The organism is Paraburkholderia sp. DD10, assembly GCF_049177125.1.
GTDB lineage: Bacteria > Pseudomonadota > Gammaproteobacteria > Burkholderiales > Burkholderiaceae > Paraburkholderia > Paraburkholderia terricola.
The window spans coordinates 1,006,443-1,023,356 of the sequence record NZ_CP185392.1 but is presented as its reverse complement, the minus strand read 5'-3'; the positions used below and the strand labels follow the sequence as shown (position 1 = coordinate 1,023,356).

The window sequence follows — 16,914 nt, the reverse complement described above, 5'->3', positions numbered from 1 at the left end:
GAAGGTTCGCCGCGCCGCCGATCGGTATAGGATCGCGGGGTAGCCGGCAATGATGCAATTCACGAGAATAGAAGTAAAACGAGACGCTACAACGGCGGTAGCCCACAACGCGCAGGCTCGACTCGCGGAGACATCATGAAGTTTCTTGTGGCCGACGACCATGAACTGATCCGGCAAGGCGTCAAGGGAATGCTGCGCGGTCTCGATCCCGACGCCCAGTTCGACGAAGCCGATAGCTGGGAAACGCTCGCCACCGCCGCGCGGCCCGACGCCGATCACGATCTGGCGATCGTCGATCTGCATATGCCGGGCATGAGCGGCGCGTCGTCGCTCGAGACGCTGCTGGCGGCGAATCCCGCGTTGCCGGTGGTCGTGCTGTCCGCCGAGGAGTCGCCCGACGAGATGCGTGCGGTGCTGGCCGCCGGGGCGCTCGGCTTCGTGCCGAAGCGGCAGCCCGCCAGCGTGATGCTCAAGGCGATCGAACTCGTTCTTTCCGGCGGCGCGTATGTGCCGATGGAAGCACTCAGTCTGCTGGGCTCTCGCGAAGCGCAAGCCGCGCCGGTCTGCGCCGACGGCGCCGCCGGGTCATCCAGCCTGGGCAGCATGCCGATTACCGCTCAGGCGGGCATTCAGGCAAGCGCGCGGGGCGCGGGCCAAGGCGCGACGGCGCTCACCGAGCCGATCACGCAACTGCCGGCGCTGCAGCCGCATCAACAGCATTTGCTGGAAAACCTGTCGCCGCGCCAGCAGGACATCATGCGGCTCGTGCATCGCGGCTGGACCAACAAGATGATCGCGCGTGAACTCGGCGTCGCGGAAGGCACGGTCAAGGTGCACCTGTCGGTCATCTTCCGGGCGCTCGGCGTACATAACCGGTCGATGGCGATCGCGGTGATCAACGGCTGGCTCGAAGCGGGGAAAACGTTGTAGGCGGGCGGGTGTCGGGCGGTGGCAAGTGGTGCGGCGAACGCCGGCAGGCGGTGCGACGGACGGCAGCAAGCGGCGCGGCGAACGCCGGCGAGCGGTGCGACGAACGGCAGCAATCGGCGCAGCGAACGCCGGCGAGCGGCGCATTGTTTAACGCTCCGGCTAGCGCTTGCCGCTTGCGTCCGCGCCTGGCATCCGCTTCCCTCCCGCGTCCCTCCACTCCCCAATCCCTGCGACTATCCCTACGCCCCCAACCTCGCGCCGCTCGCCGACTGGCCCGCCACTTGCCCCACCCCGCCCGGCGCCGCCCAACTCCCCGGCTCATTTCCCGTTCCATCCGCGCGCAATTCCGGCGTGGCCGCCGCCCGTCTCTTATCCAGTTCCGCCTGCTGCCAGAGCATTTCCAGCGTGCGCCGCAAGCGCGCCGGCGTGACCGGCTTATGCAGCACGGGAATCCCCTGCAAGGCCAGCGCCGCCAGTTCCGCCGACGCCATATCGCCCGTGATCAGCAGCGTCACCACGCCTTCATGCCCCGCGCGCGCGAGCACGTTGCGCACGGCGGTCAGCGCCTGCGCGCCGGTGCGGTGATGCGCCAACTGGTAGTCGCATAGCACGGCGTCCGGCACGAAGCCGTCCTCGAGCGCCGCCAGCGCGGCGGCTTCGTCGCGCGCGCCGCGCACGGTGCAACCCCAGCGTCCCAGCAAACTGGCGAGGCCTTCGAGAATCGACGGTTCGTCGTCGATGCACAGCACGCGCCGCCCTTGCGCCGAAGGACCGCCCGCCACCGCTTCATTCAGGCTCGCCACGATGCCGCGGGCGTCGCCCGCCTGCACCGGAAAGCGGAACACCGAACCGCGCCCCGGCGCCGAGCGCAGTTGCAATTCGCCGCCCAGCATGCCGACCAGCCGCTTCACCGTGGGCAACCCCAGGCCATGCCCCTGACGTGCATCGCGCTGCGGATTGGCGACCTGATAAAACTCCTCGAAGATGCGTTCATGTTCCTCGACGGGAATGCCGATGCCCGAATCACGCACTTCGATATACCCGCCCGCTTGCCGCCCCGCGCGACGAAAGCCCAGCCAGATCGCGCCTTCCTCGGTATAGCGCACCGCGTTCGAGAGCAGGTTGCTCAGCACGCGTTCGAGCAACACCGGATCGTCGTGCACGACCATCGTGGTCGGCGCGATCCGCAGCGCGAGTCCCTTGGCGGCGGCTTGCGGCCGGTACTGGCTGCCGACGCGCTCGAACAGTTCGGAAAGCCGGAAATGCAGCCGGATCACCTGGGTCACGCCGCTTTCGAGCCGCGCGAGATCGAGCACCTGGTTGAATAGCTGATTCAACGCCTCGACGTTATAGACGATGTGCTCGGCCGTTTTGGCATGCTGCGCCGGTGTCGCCGCCGCATCGTTGAGCGAGGCCGCGAGCAGGCCGATCGCGTGCAAGGGCTGACGCAAATCGTGGCTCGCCGCGGCGAAAAAGCGGGTTTTGGCGAGGCTCGCCTCTTCGGCGACGTGCTTTTGCACAGCCAGCGACTCCGCCAGATACTGCTGATCGACCCGCGCCTGCACGACCTGCCGGAACAGCTTGCGATAGCTCAACGCATAGACGTTGATCGCGAAGAAGAAAAACGCGAGGACGATGGCGAGTATCGTGCGGTCGAACGTATGCGTGCCGACATGCAGCACGATCGACGGAAACAGCAGGAACGGAATGGCGGTCGAAAAATTGAGCAGGTCGAAGCCGTTCGACATGAACACGCCGGCCGCCAGCGTGACGAGCAGCACGGTATGCAGCAGCGGCAAATCCGTTTGCGGGCTCTGGAACGCGAACCACACCGCGAGGCCCGGCGCGCTGTAAAGCAACACGCCGCGTACCGCATGCAGATAGATCCAGCCGCGCGGCGATACGAGTTGCGGATAGCGCCGGTTGCAGATCCACAGTGCGAGGCTGCCGCAATTGGCGGCCGCATAAAACCCGAAGCACGCGATGAACAGCGGCGGCGACGGTATCTCCGGCCAGTAGATCGCCACCAGCACCGCGATCGAGAACCAGTGCGAAAAGAACGCAATCGGATCTTGCGCGTACAGCACGCGCACCAGATCTTCGTCGATTGCATGCTGGATAGGCTCGGCCCGCATTGCGCGGTCTCCTTTATCGTTCGGCCTCGGCGCTTCAGCGCTGACTCCGGTCCGGTGCACGGCATCGGGCATGGCGGATACGGTGATAAGGCGCGGGCGCCCGGCGACGCGGGCCTTGGGAGCCCAGGCGTGCCGCGCGAGGGGACGGCATCGGTGCTGCGTATTGCTTCACTGCGCGGCAGCGCGCGGTCCACGTTGGTCCCGCGGTCCACGTCGCGTCACTGTTCAGACGAATGACGTACCGCGCGCCGGACGGTTTACCCGGCAGTTTACCCATCAGCTACCACTTAATCCATATAGGCGAAGCCATTTGCGAAACGCATACTGGCCTCACATTCAGCGCGGCTTCGACATTCCAGCCACTCTTCACCGCCTGCCTTCGAGGCTCGCCGCGCTTCTGCCTTCCCCCTTATGGAGGTTTTCATGGGCGCTGTTCCGAGCCACGAGTTCGTCCGCAATCTCGACGATGCGATCCTGCCCGAGTTGTGGCGCCGGCGTACCCGCTTGTCCGCCGATGAAATGGTGTCGATGGTCGAGCTGGTCAAGCGGGCGCTGCGGACCTACCATCCGCTCGAACTTCACGCGCTCGGCGAGGACAAGGAAGAACTGGTCGCCCAGTTCATCTATTCGAAAGTGCTGCGCCTCGCGCCCGGCCACACCGAAACGCACGCCTGCGCCGATAGCGCGCCGTCCAACGGCTACGCATTGTGCGCGTATTTTCGCCGCTACCTGATCGACTGTTTGCGCAGCGCCGGCCATCAGCGCAACGTGTCGATGGAAAACGAAGGCATGGCGCAGGAGATCGATCTGCATGCCCAGGCGCTGGAAGACCCGGTGGAAAGCGTGCTGCTGCAATACGGCCTCGACGAACAGCGCGTGCGGCTCGCGGCGCGCACGTTCATCGACGGCCTCGACGAGCCCGAGCGCATCGTGCTCGCCGGCAGCCTCGGCTGGTGTTCGGAAGGCAAAGGCGGTTTGTCGGCAGTCGCAGCTCAGCATCGGGTGCCCTCGTATCACTATCGCGCCGTCAAACTCGGCGTCACCATGAAAAAGACGGCCGGCGCCGCGGATTTTTCCAATACCAAGATCGGCCGCTGGCTGAGCGACGTGCTCGGCATCGAAATCGACCTCGACAATCGCGCGGCGATTCTCGTCGCGCTGAACCTGCTCGCGGCCGAATCGAGCGACAGCGAAATGAATGAAGCAGCGGCGTAACAAGCGCTCATGATGACGCGTCGCTCACGGGCGGCAGCCGCGCCGCACGATGCCCCACGCCTCACACGGGTCCCACACGGTTTTTCACACGCGCCACATCTCGCGCGCCCCGTACGATGCGCCTTTTTTTGTCATCGCGCACCGCCTACGATAAAAAAGCCGCCGCCGCACGCCGTCTTCCTTGCGAAGTCCGGCTTCCCTCCCCCCGCATTGCCATTCCTGACGAGGTGGTCCTGATGAACCGCTTATCGAGCGCCGTGACGGCGATGAAGTCGCATTACGATGTGGTCGTGGTGGGTTCGGGCTATGGCGGAGCGATCGCCGCGAGCCGCATGGCGCGCGCCGGCCGCAGCGTGTGCGTGCTGGAGCGCGGGCGCGAATTCATGGCCGGCGAATTTCCGCGCACGCCGTTCCAGGGCGCCGCGCAGGTGCAGTACAACACTTCGGTCGCGCGCATCGGCTCGCCGCTCGCGCTGCTCGAAGTGCACGTGAATGAAGACGTGAACGCCGTGGTCGGCTGCGGTCTCGGCGGCACTTCGCTGATCAACGCGAATGTCGCGCTCGAAGCCGACCCGCGCTTATGGGACGACCCGCGCTGGCCCGCCGCGCTGCGCGCCGACAAGGACGGCCGCGACAAGGGTTATGCGCGCGCCTTCGCGATGCTGCAACCGTCGCCGGTGCCGAGCGACTTTCCACCGCTGCCGAAATTGCAGGCCCTGGAGAGGTCGGCGCAGGCGCTCGGCATGGAAGATCGCTTCAGCCGTCCGCCGATCACCGTCACGTTCGAGAACCGCGTGAACGCCGCCGGCGTCGCGCAGCAGGCTTGCGTCGGCTGCGGCGACTGCAATTCGGGCTGCAATTACGAAGCGAAGAATTCGACGCACATGAACTATCTGCCCGACGCCGTCGCGCACGGCGCGCAGATTTTCACGGGCGCGGCGGTGCATTCCGTAGTGCGCGACGCCGCCACGCGCAAGTGGCGGGTGAACTACCAGTTGGTGAGCGTCGGCCGCGAGAGTTATGGCGCGCCCGATCTGTTCGTGAGCGCCGATATCGTCATCGTGTCGGCGGGCACGATCGGCTCGACCGCGCTGCTGCTGCGTTCGAGCCAGGCGCCGCAAGGGCTCAGCGTTTCCGCGATGCTCGGCCAACGCTTCACCGGCAACGGCGACGTGCTCGCCTTCGCGTACAACACCGACGCGGCCATCAACGGCGTCGGCTGGGGCGCGCACGAGCCGGGCGAGATCGCGCCGGTCGGGCCGACCATCACCGGACTCATCGACCATCGCAACACGCCCGATGTGAAAGACGGCTTCGTGATCGAGGAGGGCTCGCTCGCCGGACCGGTCGGCGCGGCGCTCGTCGCCCTGCTCGGCGCGGCCGCGCCGCTCGAAGGCGAGGAGGTCGCTGAGCCAGGCTCGCCCGAAAAGCCGTTCGCCTATGACGCGCGGGTGATCGAAAGCGTGCTGCGCGGCCCGTATCACGGCGCGCTCAACCACACGCAAAGCTACCTCGTGATGGCGCACGACGACGAAAGCGGCCGCATCGGCATCGACGACAACGGCCGCGCGCGCATCACCTGGGAAAACGCCGGCAAGCAGCCGATCTTCGAAACGATCGAGGCCACCCTCAAGCAGGCGACGGCGCCGCTCGGCGGCAAGTATCTGCGCAATCCCATTTCGACGGACTTCATGGACAACCGCACCGTCACCGTTCATCCGCTCGGCGGCTGCGGCATGGGCGAGGACGCCGCACACGGCGTGGTCGATCACATGGGCCGGGTGTTTAGCGGCGCCTCCGGCGACGCGGTGCACGAGGGCCTCTTCGTGATGGACGGCGCCGTGATGCCGATGTCGCTCGGCGTGAATCCGCTGCTGACGATCTCGGCGCTGGCCGAACGCAATTGCGCGCTGCTCGCCGCCTCGCGAGGCTGGACGATCGACTACGAGTCGAAGGGCGGGGCCGCCGTGCCAGCGCCGCAGCGCATCGGCCTGCGCTTCACCGAAACGATGGTGGGCACCTATACGCCGGCCGTCGCGGGCGAGGCGGCCACGAGCCCGATCGAATTCACGCTGACCGTGGAATCGGACGATCTCGCCGACATGCTCGTCAATCCGCAGCATCTGGCGCAGACGGCCGGCACGCTGACCTGCCCCGCCCTCTCGGCGCAACCGATGACGATCACCGACGGCACCTTCAATCTGTTCGTCGTCGATCCGGCGGATGTCGACGAACGCAACATGAACTACCGCATGACGCTCAATGCCACCGAAGGCAAAACGTACTATCTGAGCGGGCAGAAGATCATCACGCGCAGTTCGCCGCTGAATCTATGGGAGCAGACCAACACGCTGTACGCCGAGATTCGCGGCTCGGCGCAAGCGGATGCACCCGTGATCGGCAAGGCGACGCTCGTCATCACGCCGGAGAATTTCCTCAAGCAGCAACGCACGCTCGAAGTCACTCACGCGCCCGATTTGACGACCCGCCTCGAATGGACACTGAAGTTCGGCAAGTTTTTTGCGGGCGTGCTGTTCACCGAATACGGCGGCGTGGCCGCGCCGCTACAGTTTTTCGATCCGAACGCCAAGCCGCGCACGAAGCGGCCCTTGCGCGCGCCGGCGCCGCAACTGTTCTTCTTCGATACGCCCGATGGCACGACGCTGAGACTCACGCGCTATCTGGACCACGCCAACAAGGAAGCGCGTCCGTTGCTGCTGATCCACGGCTCCGGCGTATCGAGCCGCATCTATTCGACCGATCTGATCGCCACCAACCTGGTGGAATATCTATGCGCGGCCGGCTACGACGTATGGCTCGTCGATCTGCGCGTCAGCATCGAAATGCCGAGCGTGCTGGTGCCGACCAACGTCGACCAGGTCGCGCGCGAGGACATTCCGGCCGCCGTCGCCAGGGTGCGCGAGTTGACCGGCGCGCCGAACATCCAGGTGCTGGGCCATTGCCTCGGCGGCCTCGCGTTGAGCATGTCGCTGCTGTACGGACTCGAAGGCGTGCGCTCGGCGGTCATTTCGCAGGTGTCGGCGCATCCGGTGCCGGGCACCCTGCAACGGATCAAGGCTGGCTTGCATATTCCCGACCTCATCCAGCATCTCGGCGTGTCCGATCTGACGGCTTATACGCAGCACAAAAAGTGGCCGCACAATCTGTTCGACGAAGCCTTGCGGCTCTACCCGATCGATCACGACGAAGGTTGCGGCAACGCCATCTGTCACCGCTCCACGTTCCTGTACGGCTTGCTCTATGAACACGCGCAACTGAACGAATTGCTGCATTCGAATCTGCAGGAATTGTTCGGCATGCACGACGTCGAGCTGTTCAGGCATCTGGCCGCGATGGCGCGGGCAGGCGAAGTCGTCGACGCCGAAGGGCGAGCCATTTACCTCAGCGGGACGAACGGCGCAAAAGGCCTGGAAGGCATGCGTATGCCGATCGGATTTATCCACGGCGATCGCAACGAAACCTATCTGCCGAAGAGCACCCAACTCACTTATGACCTGCTGACAAGGGAATTCCCGGAGCAGCCTTACGAGCGGCATCTGATTCCCGGCTATGGGCACATCGACTGCATCTTCGGCAAGCATGCGGCGGTGGATGTTTACCCGGTCATCGCGAGGTATCTGAACGCGCATTGACCGCCCACGGCGCTCCCAACCTTGAAATCGACGGCTGCCCCCGCTATACCTCAATGCGGCAGCCGTGAATCGGCTGCCGGCCCTCCTGAGCCGGTTTGCGTTGTTCTGGCGCATGATCGGGCCTTCACGCCGCGCGAATAGTCCCGAACCCTAATACCAAAAGGGAGACGCCATGTACCAGCAGACCTATAACCCGTTAGGCAATGCATTCCTTTCCACGCTCGTTGCCGCGATTCCGATCCTGACGCTGCTCTATTTCATCGCCTTGCACCGCCACCGCGACACCCAGGGCAACGTGCACCTGGGCATCTCCGCGCCCTACGCGGCTTTTTTCGGCGTCATCGCCGCTTTCGCCGTGTCGTGTCTGGTCTTCAGGATGCCGGTTGTATCGGCCGTCTCGGCCTTCGCGCTCGGCTCGCTGTCGGGGTTTCTGGGCATCATCTGGATCGTGCTGGCGGCCATGTTCCTCTACACGATGAGCGTCGTGACGGGCAAATTCGAAATCGTCAAGGAATCGATTGTCCATATCTCGTTCGACCGGCGGTTGCAATGCGTGCTGATCGCTTTTTCGTTCGGCGCGATCATCGAAGGCACGTCGGGGTTCGGCACGCCGGTCGCCATCGCGGGCGCCGTGATGGTGGGCCTCGGCTTCAAGCCGTTTCAATCCGCCGTGCTGAACCTGCTCGCCAACACGGCCCCGGTCGCCTGGGGCGCGATCGGCACGCCGATCGTGACGTTGGCGGCCGTGAGCGGCCTCGATCAGGTCACGCTTTCCGCCATGGCGGGTCACCAGTTGCCGTTCGTCTCGATCTTCGTGCCCTTCTGGCTGGTCGCCACGTTCGTGAAGATGGAAGGCGGAACCTGGAAGGAAGTCTTCGAAGTCTGGCCGGCCATGTTATGCGCGGGCGGGTCGTTCGCGCTGATGCAGTTCTTCGCGTCGGGAACCAACGCACTGCACCTGATGACCGACGTGGTATCGGGCGTCTTTTCGGTGATCTGCACGGCGCTGTTCCTGCGCTTCATCTGGCATCCCAAGACCCGCTTTTTGCTGCGCTCCGAGCGTGAAGCACTCGCGCAAGCCGGCAAGACCACGGCCGCCGCAACCACCGACACGAGCGAATGGAAATACAAATACTCGGCCGCCGAAACCGCCTATGCGTGGATGCCGTGGGTGATTCTGATCGCCTGCTGCGCGCTCTGGGGCGTGCCGGAGTTCAAGAAATTCCTCAACAACCTGTTCGCGGGAATCACCTTCAGCACCACGCTGCTCGGCTCGAAGTTCAGCGGGTCGCTGTCGCTTCCGGTCTGGGACATGCCGGCGCTGCATAACCTCGTGCAGCGCATGCCGCCCGTCGCGCCCGTCAACGCGAAACCCGAAGCGGCCCGCTTCATGATCAACTGGCTGTCCGCCGCCGGCACGGGCGTGTTCGTGGCGGCGATCCTGTCCGGCCTCGTGCTCAGGCTGAACGCGGCGCAATGGAAGGATGCCTTCATGCAGACCATGCACCGGATGAAGATTCCGGTGCTGGTGATCGCTCAGGTGCTGGGCCTGGGATTCCTGACCCGCTACTCGGGCACCGACGCGGTCCTCGGTCTTGCGTTCACCAACGCGGGATTTCTCTACCCGTTCTTCGCGGCGTACCTGGGCTGGCTCGGGGTCTTCCTGACCGGTTCCGACACGGCGTCGAACGCGCTCTTCGGCAGCCTGCAGCGCATCACGGCGCAGCAACTGAACCTCAATCCGATCCTGATCGTCGCGACCAACTCGACCGGCGGCGTGATGGGCAAGATGATCGACGCTCAATCCATCATGGTGGCGTGCGCGGCCTGCTACGACGATCCGAAGGAGCGCTCGTTCGCGTTGGGGCCGATCTTCCGAACCGTGTTCTTTCATTCGATTGCCGGGGCCGCGGTGATCGGCCTGATCGCGATGCTGCAGGCGTATGTGTTCCCGTGGATGATTCCGATCGCGCCGCTTGCGAAGTGAGCATCTCCGAATGAACGGCGCGCACGGCCTCGACCTGCGCGCCGGTCGTCGAATCTTGCCGTGTGCCGTGGAGCGCGAGCCGCAGCGTATCGGTGGCGCCGGTGTCGCCCGTCCCGTCCTTGCTGATGCCGTTGTGCGTGTCACGGTCATATTTCGGCTACGCCTTTGTTGATTTTTCCCGACTGGCAATTGAAAAATCATCGCGGGTATTCGCATCGACGACTAAAGCTCGCATTTGAAAATACTTTGGTTAATATGCGGGCACTCAACGATGGAACAGTTGACCTTCGGGGCCTGCGTCAAGAAAGGATGGATCAGTTCGTGGCAAGCCGTCACGCAGATGCCGTGGCTGTTCGTCGGCGTTTGGGCGGTGTTCGCCTGTACTTCGCTGCTGATCGGCCAGCGGCCGTCGAACGCCGCGGGCGCTGTGGCCCCGGCCGCGCTACTCGGCCACGCGCTGCTTTCACTGGGCTTTTTCGCGTTGCAGATGGTGGTGTCCAGCGTGCTGACGATCAAGGTGCATCGCTTCGTGCTGCTCGGCGAAGGCGCGAACCCGCTCATGCCGCTGAATGGCAAGCCGCTCGGCCGTTATCTGGCGGTGTGGCTCGCCAGCATGCTGATCGTGCTTGCGGCGATGGGGCTCACCTACACCGCCACGCGCGGGTTCAAGCTGGCGGGCCTCGTCTATCTGCCTGTGATCGCGATCTGTCTGTTCGTGTCTTTCCGGCTGATCCTGCTTTACCCGTCCATTGCGCTCGGCGGCCGCCTCACGCTGCGCGCCGCATGGCGCGACAGCCGCGGGCATGTCTGGAACATGTTCGGTGTCGGCGTCGTCGCCTGTCTGCCGCTTATCGTCGTAGCCGTACTCGTGGGCATCGCCTTGGGCGTGTCCATGCCGAACGACTATTCGAGCAAGTCCCTCAGCGTTGTCGAGGCGCTGCTGAATGTATCGTTGGTCGTGTTGGTGGCGGCTTCGCTCTCCTGGCTCTACCGGCGTTACGCTCGCGAGTTGCTGGCGCACGTCGACACCGCGCCGCAGTAAATTGCATATTCGCGCATATTCGCGCGCATGCGCGTACCTTCGCGCCGCGCTCAAAACAGCTTGCCCGGATTCAGGATGCCGTGCGGGTCGAGCGCATGTTTAATCGCGGCCATCGCCGCCAGTTCCGTGGCTGAACGCGAAATCGGCAGAAACTCGCGCTTGAGCAAGCCAATGCCATGTTCCGCCGACACCGATCCGCGCAGCGGACGCAGCATCTCGTAGACGAACGCATACACGGCGTGATGCTCGACGCCGGCAAGCGAATGGCCGTCGACGGTGACATGCAGATTCGAATCGCCGATATGCCCGAAGAAATACGCCACGTTGCCCGGCCATTGCCGATCGAGCGCCGCGCGGCAACGGTCGACGAACGCGCCGATCTCGCCGATCGGCAGGCTCACGTCGAAGTTGATCGCATCCAGCCGCACCGGAAACTCCGCGGTGCACTCGCGAATCGCCCACAGCGCGCGCGCATCGGCCACCGACTGCGCGATCACCGCGTCGCGGATCGCGCCGGCGTCGAGCGCGTCGGTCAGCGCGGCGGCGAAACGTTCGCCGTCGTCGCCTGAATCGAAGCCCGCATGTTCGATCAGCGCATAAAGCGGATGCGGGTCGGCGAACGGCGAGCGCGTGCCCGTCAGCTTCACGCCGAAATCGTAGAAGTCCGGCCACATGATCTCGAATGCACCGATGTCGTTGCCGAAACGCGTCGACAGACGGCGCAGCAGGTTCACGGCGCCGTCGTACCCGTCGAGCGCGACCAGCGCCGTGTGACGCGCCGCGCGCCGCGGATGGAGCCGCAACACCGCGCGCGTGATGATGCCGAGCGTGCCTTCCGATCCGATGAACCAATGTTTCAGGTCGTAGCCGGTATTGTTCTTGACCATCTTGCCGAGCGAGGTCAGCACGTCGCCATTGGCGAGCACCACTTCCAGCCCGAGCACCTGATCGCGCGCGGTGCCCGACTGGACCACGCGGTTGCCGCCCGCGTTGGTCGCCAGATTGCCGCCGATCTGGCACGAGCCGCGCGCGCCGAGATCGAGCGCCAGTTCGAAGCCGGCTTCGGCGGCCGCTTCCTGCGCGGCTTGCAAGGTCGTGCCGGCGCGCACCGTGAGCGTGGCCGACGCGGCATCGACTTCCTCGACGCCGCTCAAGCGTTCGAGCGATAACGCGATATCCGTGGCGCGTGCAATCGCGCCGCCCGCGAGACCGGTCATGCCGCCTTGCGGCACCACCGGTTGATGCGCCGCATGGCAGATCGCCAGCGCGCGCGAGACTTCTTCCGTGCTGCGCGGCAGCAGCAACGCGGCGGGGCGCGTCGGATCGTGGCGCGTCCAGTCGGTGAGCGCGCGTTCGCCGATCTCTGCGCCGACGCGCACCGCATCGTCACCGAGCGCGGCGCGCAGTGCATCGAGTGTCGCGGCAAGCGGCGCCGCGCTGTGTGTCCCGCTGTGCGTCCCGCTGTTTGTCCCGCTGTTTTCCCTGCTGTTATCCGTCATGCAGTGGTTCCTTGCGTTCCTTCGCGTGCCTGCTTCTTCCGATAACCCATCGAATCGTTGATGCGCCCGAGGATATAGTCGCCTGCCGCAACCGGCTGATACTTCAGGTCGGCCTCGCTCGTGCCGAGCTCGCGCGGATCGACCCGCGCGCCGTAGGTCGGATCGTAGAACGTCGCGATCGAATAGCGCTCGCGCCCCGACGCATTGATCACGCGATGCAGCGTGGAGCGGAAGCGGTCGTTGGTCCAGCGCGCGAGCAGATCGCCGACGTTCACGACGAAGCTGCCTTCGATCGGCGGCGCCTCCACCCATGTGTCGTTGGCGATTTCACGCACCTGCAAGCCGCCCACCTGATCCTGCCAGAGCAGCGTGATGCAGCCGTAGTCGGTATGCGGCGCGACGCCGAATTGATCCGCATCCGATTGGGGCGGCTGCGGCGGATAGTAGACCATCTGCGTGCGCTGCATCCGCTTCGTATAACGCGGCGCGAAGAACTGTTCGTCGACGCCGAGACTCACCGCCACCGCGCGCAGCAGATCAGCGCCGCACGCCCCGACCGCTTCATAGTAGCCATACAACGCGGGACGCAATTCCGGCATGAAGTCGGGCCAGTTGTTCGGGCCGCGCAGCGCCTGGCCGGCCAGCACGTCGGGATCGTCCTCCGGCAATTCGAGGCCGATGCTGAAGAACTCTTTATAGTCGGGACGCGTGGCCTGATACATGGTCGCGTCGCCGAGCGCATTGAAGCCGCGATGCCGATGATTGACCGCCGCGCGCCGCTTGGTCTCCACCGGAAACGCGAAGAACGTGCGCGCCGCCTGCGCGGCTGCGTCGATCGTCGCTTGCGGCACGCCGTGATTGACGATGTAGAAGAAGCCGATGGTCGTGCACGCTTCACGGATTTCCCGCGCGGCGCGCTGCAAGGCCTGCGGATCGCCCGCGCGAACGCCGGCGAAATCGATGATCGGAATGCGGGTCACAGGCATCGCGTTACTCCATGAAAGGCCGGTCGATTCGACTGCTCAATGCGCGGCGCGAACGGGGTGCCGCAAGAGGTACCGCAAGTTCGCGCGCCTCGCGCATCCCAGTTGTATATACCGCCAAAAGCACACCCGCAAGTTGCTTCGCAGCGCTTCACGTAAGGGCTTTTCTCTACTCGCGCGTTTATTTGTTTCGTGCGAAAAACGCGGTATATACTGCCTCGCATGACTCGCGCCGTGCCCGTTCGCGGACCGCTTTCGCGCGACACCGCTTTGCCACCCGGAGAATCTCATGAGCATCCTTGCAGGCTGGAAGTGTCGTTTGGTCATGCTGGCGTTGTGCGCGGCAAGCGTCGCGGCCCACGCCGAAGACCAGTTCGCCAAAGTAAAGAAAGCCGGCGAACTGGTGGTCGGCACCGAGATGCAGTTCGCGCCGTTCGACTTCCTCGAAAACGGCCAGCAAGCGGGCTTCAACAAGGATCTGTTCGCCGAGGTCGGCAAGGAACTGGGCGTGAAGGTGCGCTTCATCGACCTGCCGTGGCCGAGCGTGCTGCCGGGTCTCGAAGCGGGCAAGTTCGACATGGTGGGCGGACCCCTCACGGTCACGAAGGCGCGCATGGAGCGCTACACGTACACGCTGCCGATCGCGGACGCCACCGACGCGCTGCTCAAGCGCGCCAACGATGCTTCGGTCAAGCAATCGTCGGACATCGCGGGCAAGACGGTCGGCGCGGGCAAGGGCTCGGCGCAACTCGATCAGTTGAAGAGCTACGTCGCCACCTTGCCGAAGCCGCCTGAAATCCGCGAATACGTCGACAACAATCAGGCTTACGCCGATCTCGCCGCCGGCCGGATCGCGGCGGTCGCGAACTCGATGACCAACATCGCGTATGTGGCGAAGCAACGTCCCGAAACGTTCGCCGTGGTGCAGCCGCCGTTCGGCGCGAAAGTGTACTTTGCTTACTGCCTGCGTAAAGACGCGGACAGCAAGCCGCTCGCCGACGCCTTCAACGCCGCGCTCGTGAAGATGCACAACGACGGGCGCCTCGCGACCTTGCAGAAGAAATGGTTCGGCGTCGCGATGGACGCGCCAAGTACGATGCCCACGCCGAACTATTGACGGCCCCCGAACCATCGTTTCGATGCAGGCGATGCGCGCTTTTCCACAGGCCGCATCGCCCTCCCCGTTCCAGCGAGTGCGACGTTCATGCTCAGCACAACCGTCTTCGTCCAGGGCTTGCCGCTGCTGTTGCATGCGGCGCTCGCCACCATCGGCATTTCGCTGACGGGTCTGCTGATCGGTTTCTTCGTCGCGGTCGGCGTGTGTGCCGCGCGGCTTTCCACGAACCGCGCGGCGCGCATGTTCGGCGGCGCTTATGTGTTCTTCTTTCGCGGCGTGCCGATGCTGGTGCAACTGCTGCTGGTGTACTACCTGCTGCCGTTCGCGGGCATCAACGTGTCGCCGGTGGTGGCCGCGATCAGCGCCGTGTCGCTGTGTTCCGCGTCGTATATCGCCGAGATTCTGCGCGGCGGTTTTCTCAGCATTCCGCCGGGCCATCTGGAAGCGGCGCGCATGCTTGGGCTTTCGCCGTTCGACATGCTGCGGCGCATTCTGGTGCCGCAAGCGTTTCGCTTGACGCTGCCGTCGCTCGTCAACGAAATGGTGCTGCTGATCAAGGCTTCGTCGCTGATTTCGGTGGTGGGCGTGGCCGAATTGACGCGCACCGCGCAGAACATCGCCGCCAGTACCTATCGGCCGCTGGAAGCGTATCTGGCCGCCGGGCTGATTTACTTCGTGATCTGCGGTGCGCTCGCGCTCATCGCGCATGCCGCCGAATATCGCTTGCAGCGAGCCTGAGCCCGAGATCGAAAGCAAACCATGCAAACGCTCGACCCCACCGTCATCACGCACAACCTCCAGCCGATCGCCGCCGGCCTCGCGACCACGCTCGGCACGTGGGCCGCGGGCGTCGCGATCGGCATGCTGATCGGCTTCCTGATCGCCGTGCTGCAACTCTTTTGCGGACGCTGGGTGCGTGGCCTGCTGCGCCTCCATATCGAACTGTTTCGCGGCACGCCCTTTCTCGTGCAACTGTTTCTGCTTTACTACGGCGGACCGTCCTTCGGCCTCACGCTCGAACCGATGACGGCCGGCGTGCTCGGCTTGGGCCTCTACGGCAGCGCGTATTTCGCCGAAGCGTTCCGCTCCGGCTTTCAATCGGTGCCGCCCGGTCATCTGGAAGCGGCCGCGTGTCTCGGCCTCACGCGCTGGCAAGCCGTCCTGCGCATTCAGGTGCCGCAAATGCTCGTGCTGATCGTGCCCGCACTGACCAATCTGATCATCGTGCTGAGCAAGGAAACGGCGGTATTGTCGATCGTTACCGTGCCCGAACTCACGTTCGTGCTGACCGCCATCGGCTCGGCCACGTTTGCCTTCGTCGAAACCCTGCTGGTGCTGTGCGTGTGCTATCTCGCGCTGGTCGAACTCACGTCGCGCGCGGGCATGTGGGCCGAAAGCCGCATCGCACGCTTCATGGCATGAACGCAATCGGGACCACCTTATGAACGCCATCGCCGACATGCCCTCCTCCGCCTCCACCGCTGCCGCCGATACGTCGCGCGGCGCGCCGCTGATCGAAGTGCGCGATCTGCGCAAACGCTTCGGCGAAGTCGAGGTGCTGCGCGGCGTCGACCTGCGGATCGCCCGCTCGGAAGTGGTCTGCATCATCGGCCCGTCGGGGTCGGGCAAGAGTACGCTGCTGCGCTGCCTCGCCGCGCTCGAAACCTACGACCACGGCGAGGTGCGCATCGAAGGCGAACTGCTCGGCTACAGCGAGCGCAGCGGCAAGCGCGTGCGCGCCTCGCAGGGCGAGATCAATCGCGTGCGGCGCAACGTCGGCATGGTGTTTCAGCAGTTCAATCTGTGGCCGCACATGACGGCGCTCGGCAACGTGACGGAAGCGCTCCTGCGCGTGCGTCATCTTTCACGCGACGAAGCGCGCCGCCGCGCGAATTCGATGCTCGAAACGGTCGGCCTCGCGCATAAAGGCGATGCGTACCCCGCGAAACTCTCGGGCGGTCAGCAGCAACGCGTGGCGATTGCGCGAGCGCTGGCGATGGAGCCGCACATCATGCTGTTCGACGAGCCGACCTCGGCGCTCGATCCCGAACTGGTGGGCGAAGTGTTGCAAGTGATGAAGCAGCTCGCGCGCGACGGCATGACGATGGCCGTCGTCACGCATGAAATGGGCTTTGCCGCGCAGGTCGCCGACAAGGTCATGTTCATCGATCAAGGCCGCATCGCCGTGCAAGGCAAACCGCGCGAAGTCTTTCACGACGCCGGGCAGCCGCGCTTGCGGCAGTTCCTGCAAAACTACTTCGACCGCAACGCCTTCTGGACACGCGGTCCCGATGACGTGGAGCCGCTATGAGCGCGCGCGAATTGGCACCCGCGCAAGCGTCACGCGGACGGT

12 protein-coding genes are annotated in these 16,914 nt (G+C 64.8%); 9 read left to right on the top strand and 3 right to left on the bottom strand.

The features are described from left to right. Nucleotides 1-135: 135 nt before the first annotated feature. Nucleotides 136-930, top strand: a complete 795-nt coding sequence (locus ACOCG7_RS04755) for a response regulator transcription factor (protein WP_073430879.1) — start codon at nucleotides 136-138, stop codon at nucleotides 928-930. Between the two features lie 239 nt (nucleotides 931-1,169). On the opposite strand, the gene ACOCG7_RS04750 is transcribed toward ACOCG7_RS04755, so the two are convergent. Beyond that, nucleotides 1,170-3,065, bottom strand: coding sequence for a hybrid sensor histidine kinase/response regulator (locus ACOCG7_RS04750; RefSeq protein ID WP_073430878.1), 1,896 nt, complete (start codon nucleotides 3,063-3,065; stop codon nucleotides 1,170-1,172). Between the two features lie 423 nt (nucleotides 3,066-3,488). Between ACOCG7_RS04750 and ACOCG7_RS04745 the strand changes: the two genes are divergently transcribed. The 4 genes from ACOCG7_RS04745 (at nucleotide 3,489) to ACOCG7_RS04730 (ending at nucleotide 10,962) form a co-directional block, all read left to right on the top strand. Further along, complete coding sequence (locus ACOCG7_RS04745; protein WP_073430877.1) at nucleotides 3,489-4,280, top strand: hypothetical protein; 792 nt, start codon at nucleotides 3,489-3,491, stop codon at nucleotides 4,278-4,280. A 236-nt stretch (nucleotides 4,281-4,516) separates the two neighbouring features. Continuing rightward, on the top strand, nucleotides 4,517-7,933 hold the full coding sequence (locus tag ACOCG7_RS04740) for an alpha/beta fold hydrolase (RefSeq protein ID WP_421377005.1): 3,417 nt from the start codon (nucleotides 4,517-4,519) through the stop codon (nucleotides 7,931-7,933). A 172-nt stretch (nucleotides 7,934-8,105) separates the two neighbouring features. Beyond that, complete coding sequence (locus ACOCG7_RS04735) at nucleotides 8,106-9,920, top strand: L-lactate permease (protein ID WP_073430875.1); 1,815 nt, start codon at nucleotides 8,106-8,108, stop codon at nucleotides 9,918-9,920. Nucleotides 9,921-10,191: 271 nt separating this feature from the next. After that, on the top strand, nucleotides 10,192-10,962 hold the full coding sequence (locus ACOCG7_RS04730; protein WP_073431901.1) for a hypothetical protein: 771 nt from the start codon (nucleotides 10,192-10,194) through the stop codon (nucleotides 10,960-10,962). A gap of 50 nt (nucleotides 10,963-11,012) precedes the next feature. Here ACOCG7_RS04730 and ACOCG7_RS04725 read toward each other — a convergent pair whose 3' ends face one another. Continuing rightward, on the bottom strand, nucleotides 11,013-12,461 hold the full coding sequence (locus ACOCG7_RS04725; protein ID WP_227470930.1) for an FAD-binding oxidoreductase: 1,449 nt from the start codon (nucleotides 12,459-12,461) through the stop codon (nucleotides 11,013-11,015). Further along, entirely contained in the window at nucleotides 12,458-13,447 is a 990-nt protein-coding gene (locus ACOCG7_RS04720; protein ID WP_073431902.1) for an isopenicillin N synthase family dioxygenase, read from the bottom strand. The genes ACOCG7_RS04725 and ACOCG7_RS04720 overlap by 4 nt, the downstream gene beginning before the upstream one ends. 286 nt (nucleotides 13,448-13,733) lie before the next feature. Here ACOCG7_RS04720 and ACOCG7_RS04715 point away from each other — a divergent pair, with 286 nt between their 5' ends. The 4 genes from ACOCG7_RS04715 (at nucleotide 13,734) to ACOCG7_RS04700 (ending at nucleotide 16,872) form a co-directional block, all read left to right on the top strand. Continuing rightward, nucleotides 13,734-14,561 (top strand): transporter substrate-binding domain-containing protein, encoded by an 828-nt coding sequence (locus tag ACOCG7_RS04715; RefSeq protein WP_421377002.1) that lies wholly within the window; start codon nucleotides 13,734-13,736, stop codon nucleotides 14,559-14,561. Nucleotides 14,562-14,648: 87 nt separating this feature from the next. Continuing rightward, nucleotides 14,649-15,299, top strand: coding sequence for an amino acid ABC transporter permease (locus tag ACOCG7_RS04710; protein ID WP_073431904.1), 651 nt, complete (start codon nucleotides 14,649-14,651; stop codon nucleotides 15,297-15,299). A gap of 21 nt (nucleotides 15,300-15,320) precedes the next feature. Beyond that, nucleotides 15,321-15,983: an amino acid ABC transporter permease gene (locus ACOCG7_RS04705; protein WP_073431905.1), complete on the top strand. Its 663-nt coding sequence runs from the start codon at nucleotides 15,321-15,323 to the stop codon at nucleotides 15,981-15,983. A gap of 19 nt (nucleotides 15,984-16,002) precedes the next feature. After that, the gene (locus ACOCG7_RS04700) at nucleotides 16,003-16,872 is read left to right on the top strand and encodes an amino acid ABC transporter ATP-binding protein (RefSeq protein WP_073431906.1); all 870 of its coding nucleotides are present in this window, start codon (nucleotides 16,003-16,005) and stop codon (nucleotides 16,870-16,872) included. Nucleotides 16,873-16,914 lie beyond the last annotated feature (42 nt).

Excerpts from the sequence above, each read along its gene's own strand:
- ACOCG7_RS04735 (WP_073430875.1), top strand. The coding sequence starts at position 8,106 with ATGTACCAGCAGACCTATAACCCGTTAGGCAATGCATTCCTTTCCACG.
- ACOCG7_RS04705 (WP_073431905.1), top strand. The coding sequence starts at position 15,321 with ATGCAAACGCTCGACCCCACCGTCATCACGCACAACCTCCAGCCGATC.
- ACOCG7_RS04700 (WP_073431906.1), top strand. The coding sequence starts at position 16,003 with ATGAACGCCATCGCCGACATGCCCTCCTCCGCCTCCACCGCTGCCGCC.
- ACOCG7_RS04720 (WP_073431902.1), bottom strand. The coding sequence starts at position 13,447 with ATGCCTGTGACCCGCATTCCGATCATCGATTTCGCCGGCGTTCGCGCG.
- ACOCG7_RS04710 (WP_073431904.1), top strand. The coding sequence starts at position 14,649 with ATGCTCAGCACAACCGTCTTCGTCCAGGGCTTGCCGCTGCTGTTGCAT.
- ACOCG7_RS04755 (WP_073430879.1), top strand. The coding sequence starts at position 136 with ATGAAGTTTCTTGTGGCCGACGACCATGAACTGATCCGGCAAGGCGTC.
- ACOCG7_RS04725 (WP_227470930.1), bottom strand. The coding sequence starts at position 12,461 with ATGACGGATAACAGCAGGGAAAACAGCGGGACAAACAGCGGGACGCAC.
- ACOCG7_RS04745 (WP_073430877.1), top strand. The coding sequence starts at position 3,489 with ATGGGCGCTGTTCCGAGCCACGAGTTCGTCCGCAATCTCGACGATGCG.
- ACOCG7_RS04750 (WP_073430878.1), bottom strand. The coding sequence starts at position 3,065 with ATGCGGGCCGAGCCTATCCAGCATGCAATCGACGAAGATCTGGTGCGC.
- ACOCG7_RS04740 (WP_421377005.1), top strand. The coding sequence starts at position 4,517 with ATGAACCGCTTATCGAGCGCCGTGACGGCGATGAAGTCGCATTACGAT.
- ACOCG7_RS04715 (WP_421377002.1), top strand. The coding sequence starts at position 13,734 with ATGAGCATCCTTGCAGGCTGGAAGTGTCGTTTGGTCATGCTGGCGTTG.
- ACOCG7_RS04730 (WP_073431901.1), top strand. The coding sequence starts at position 10,192 with ATGGAACAGTTGACCTTCGGGGCCTGCGTCAAGAAAGGATGGATCAGT.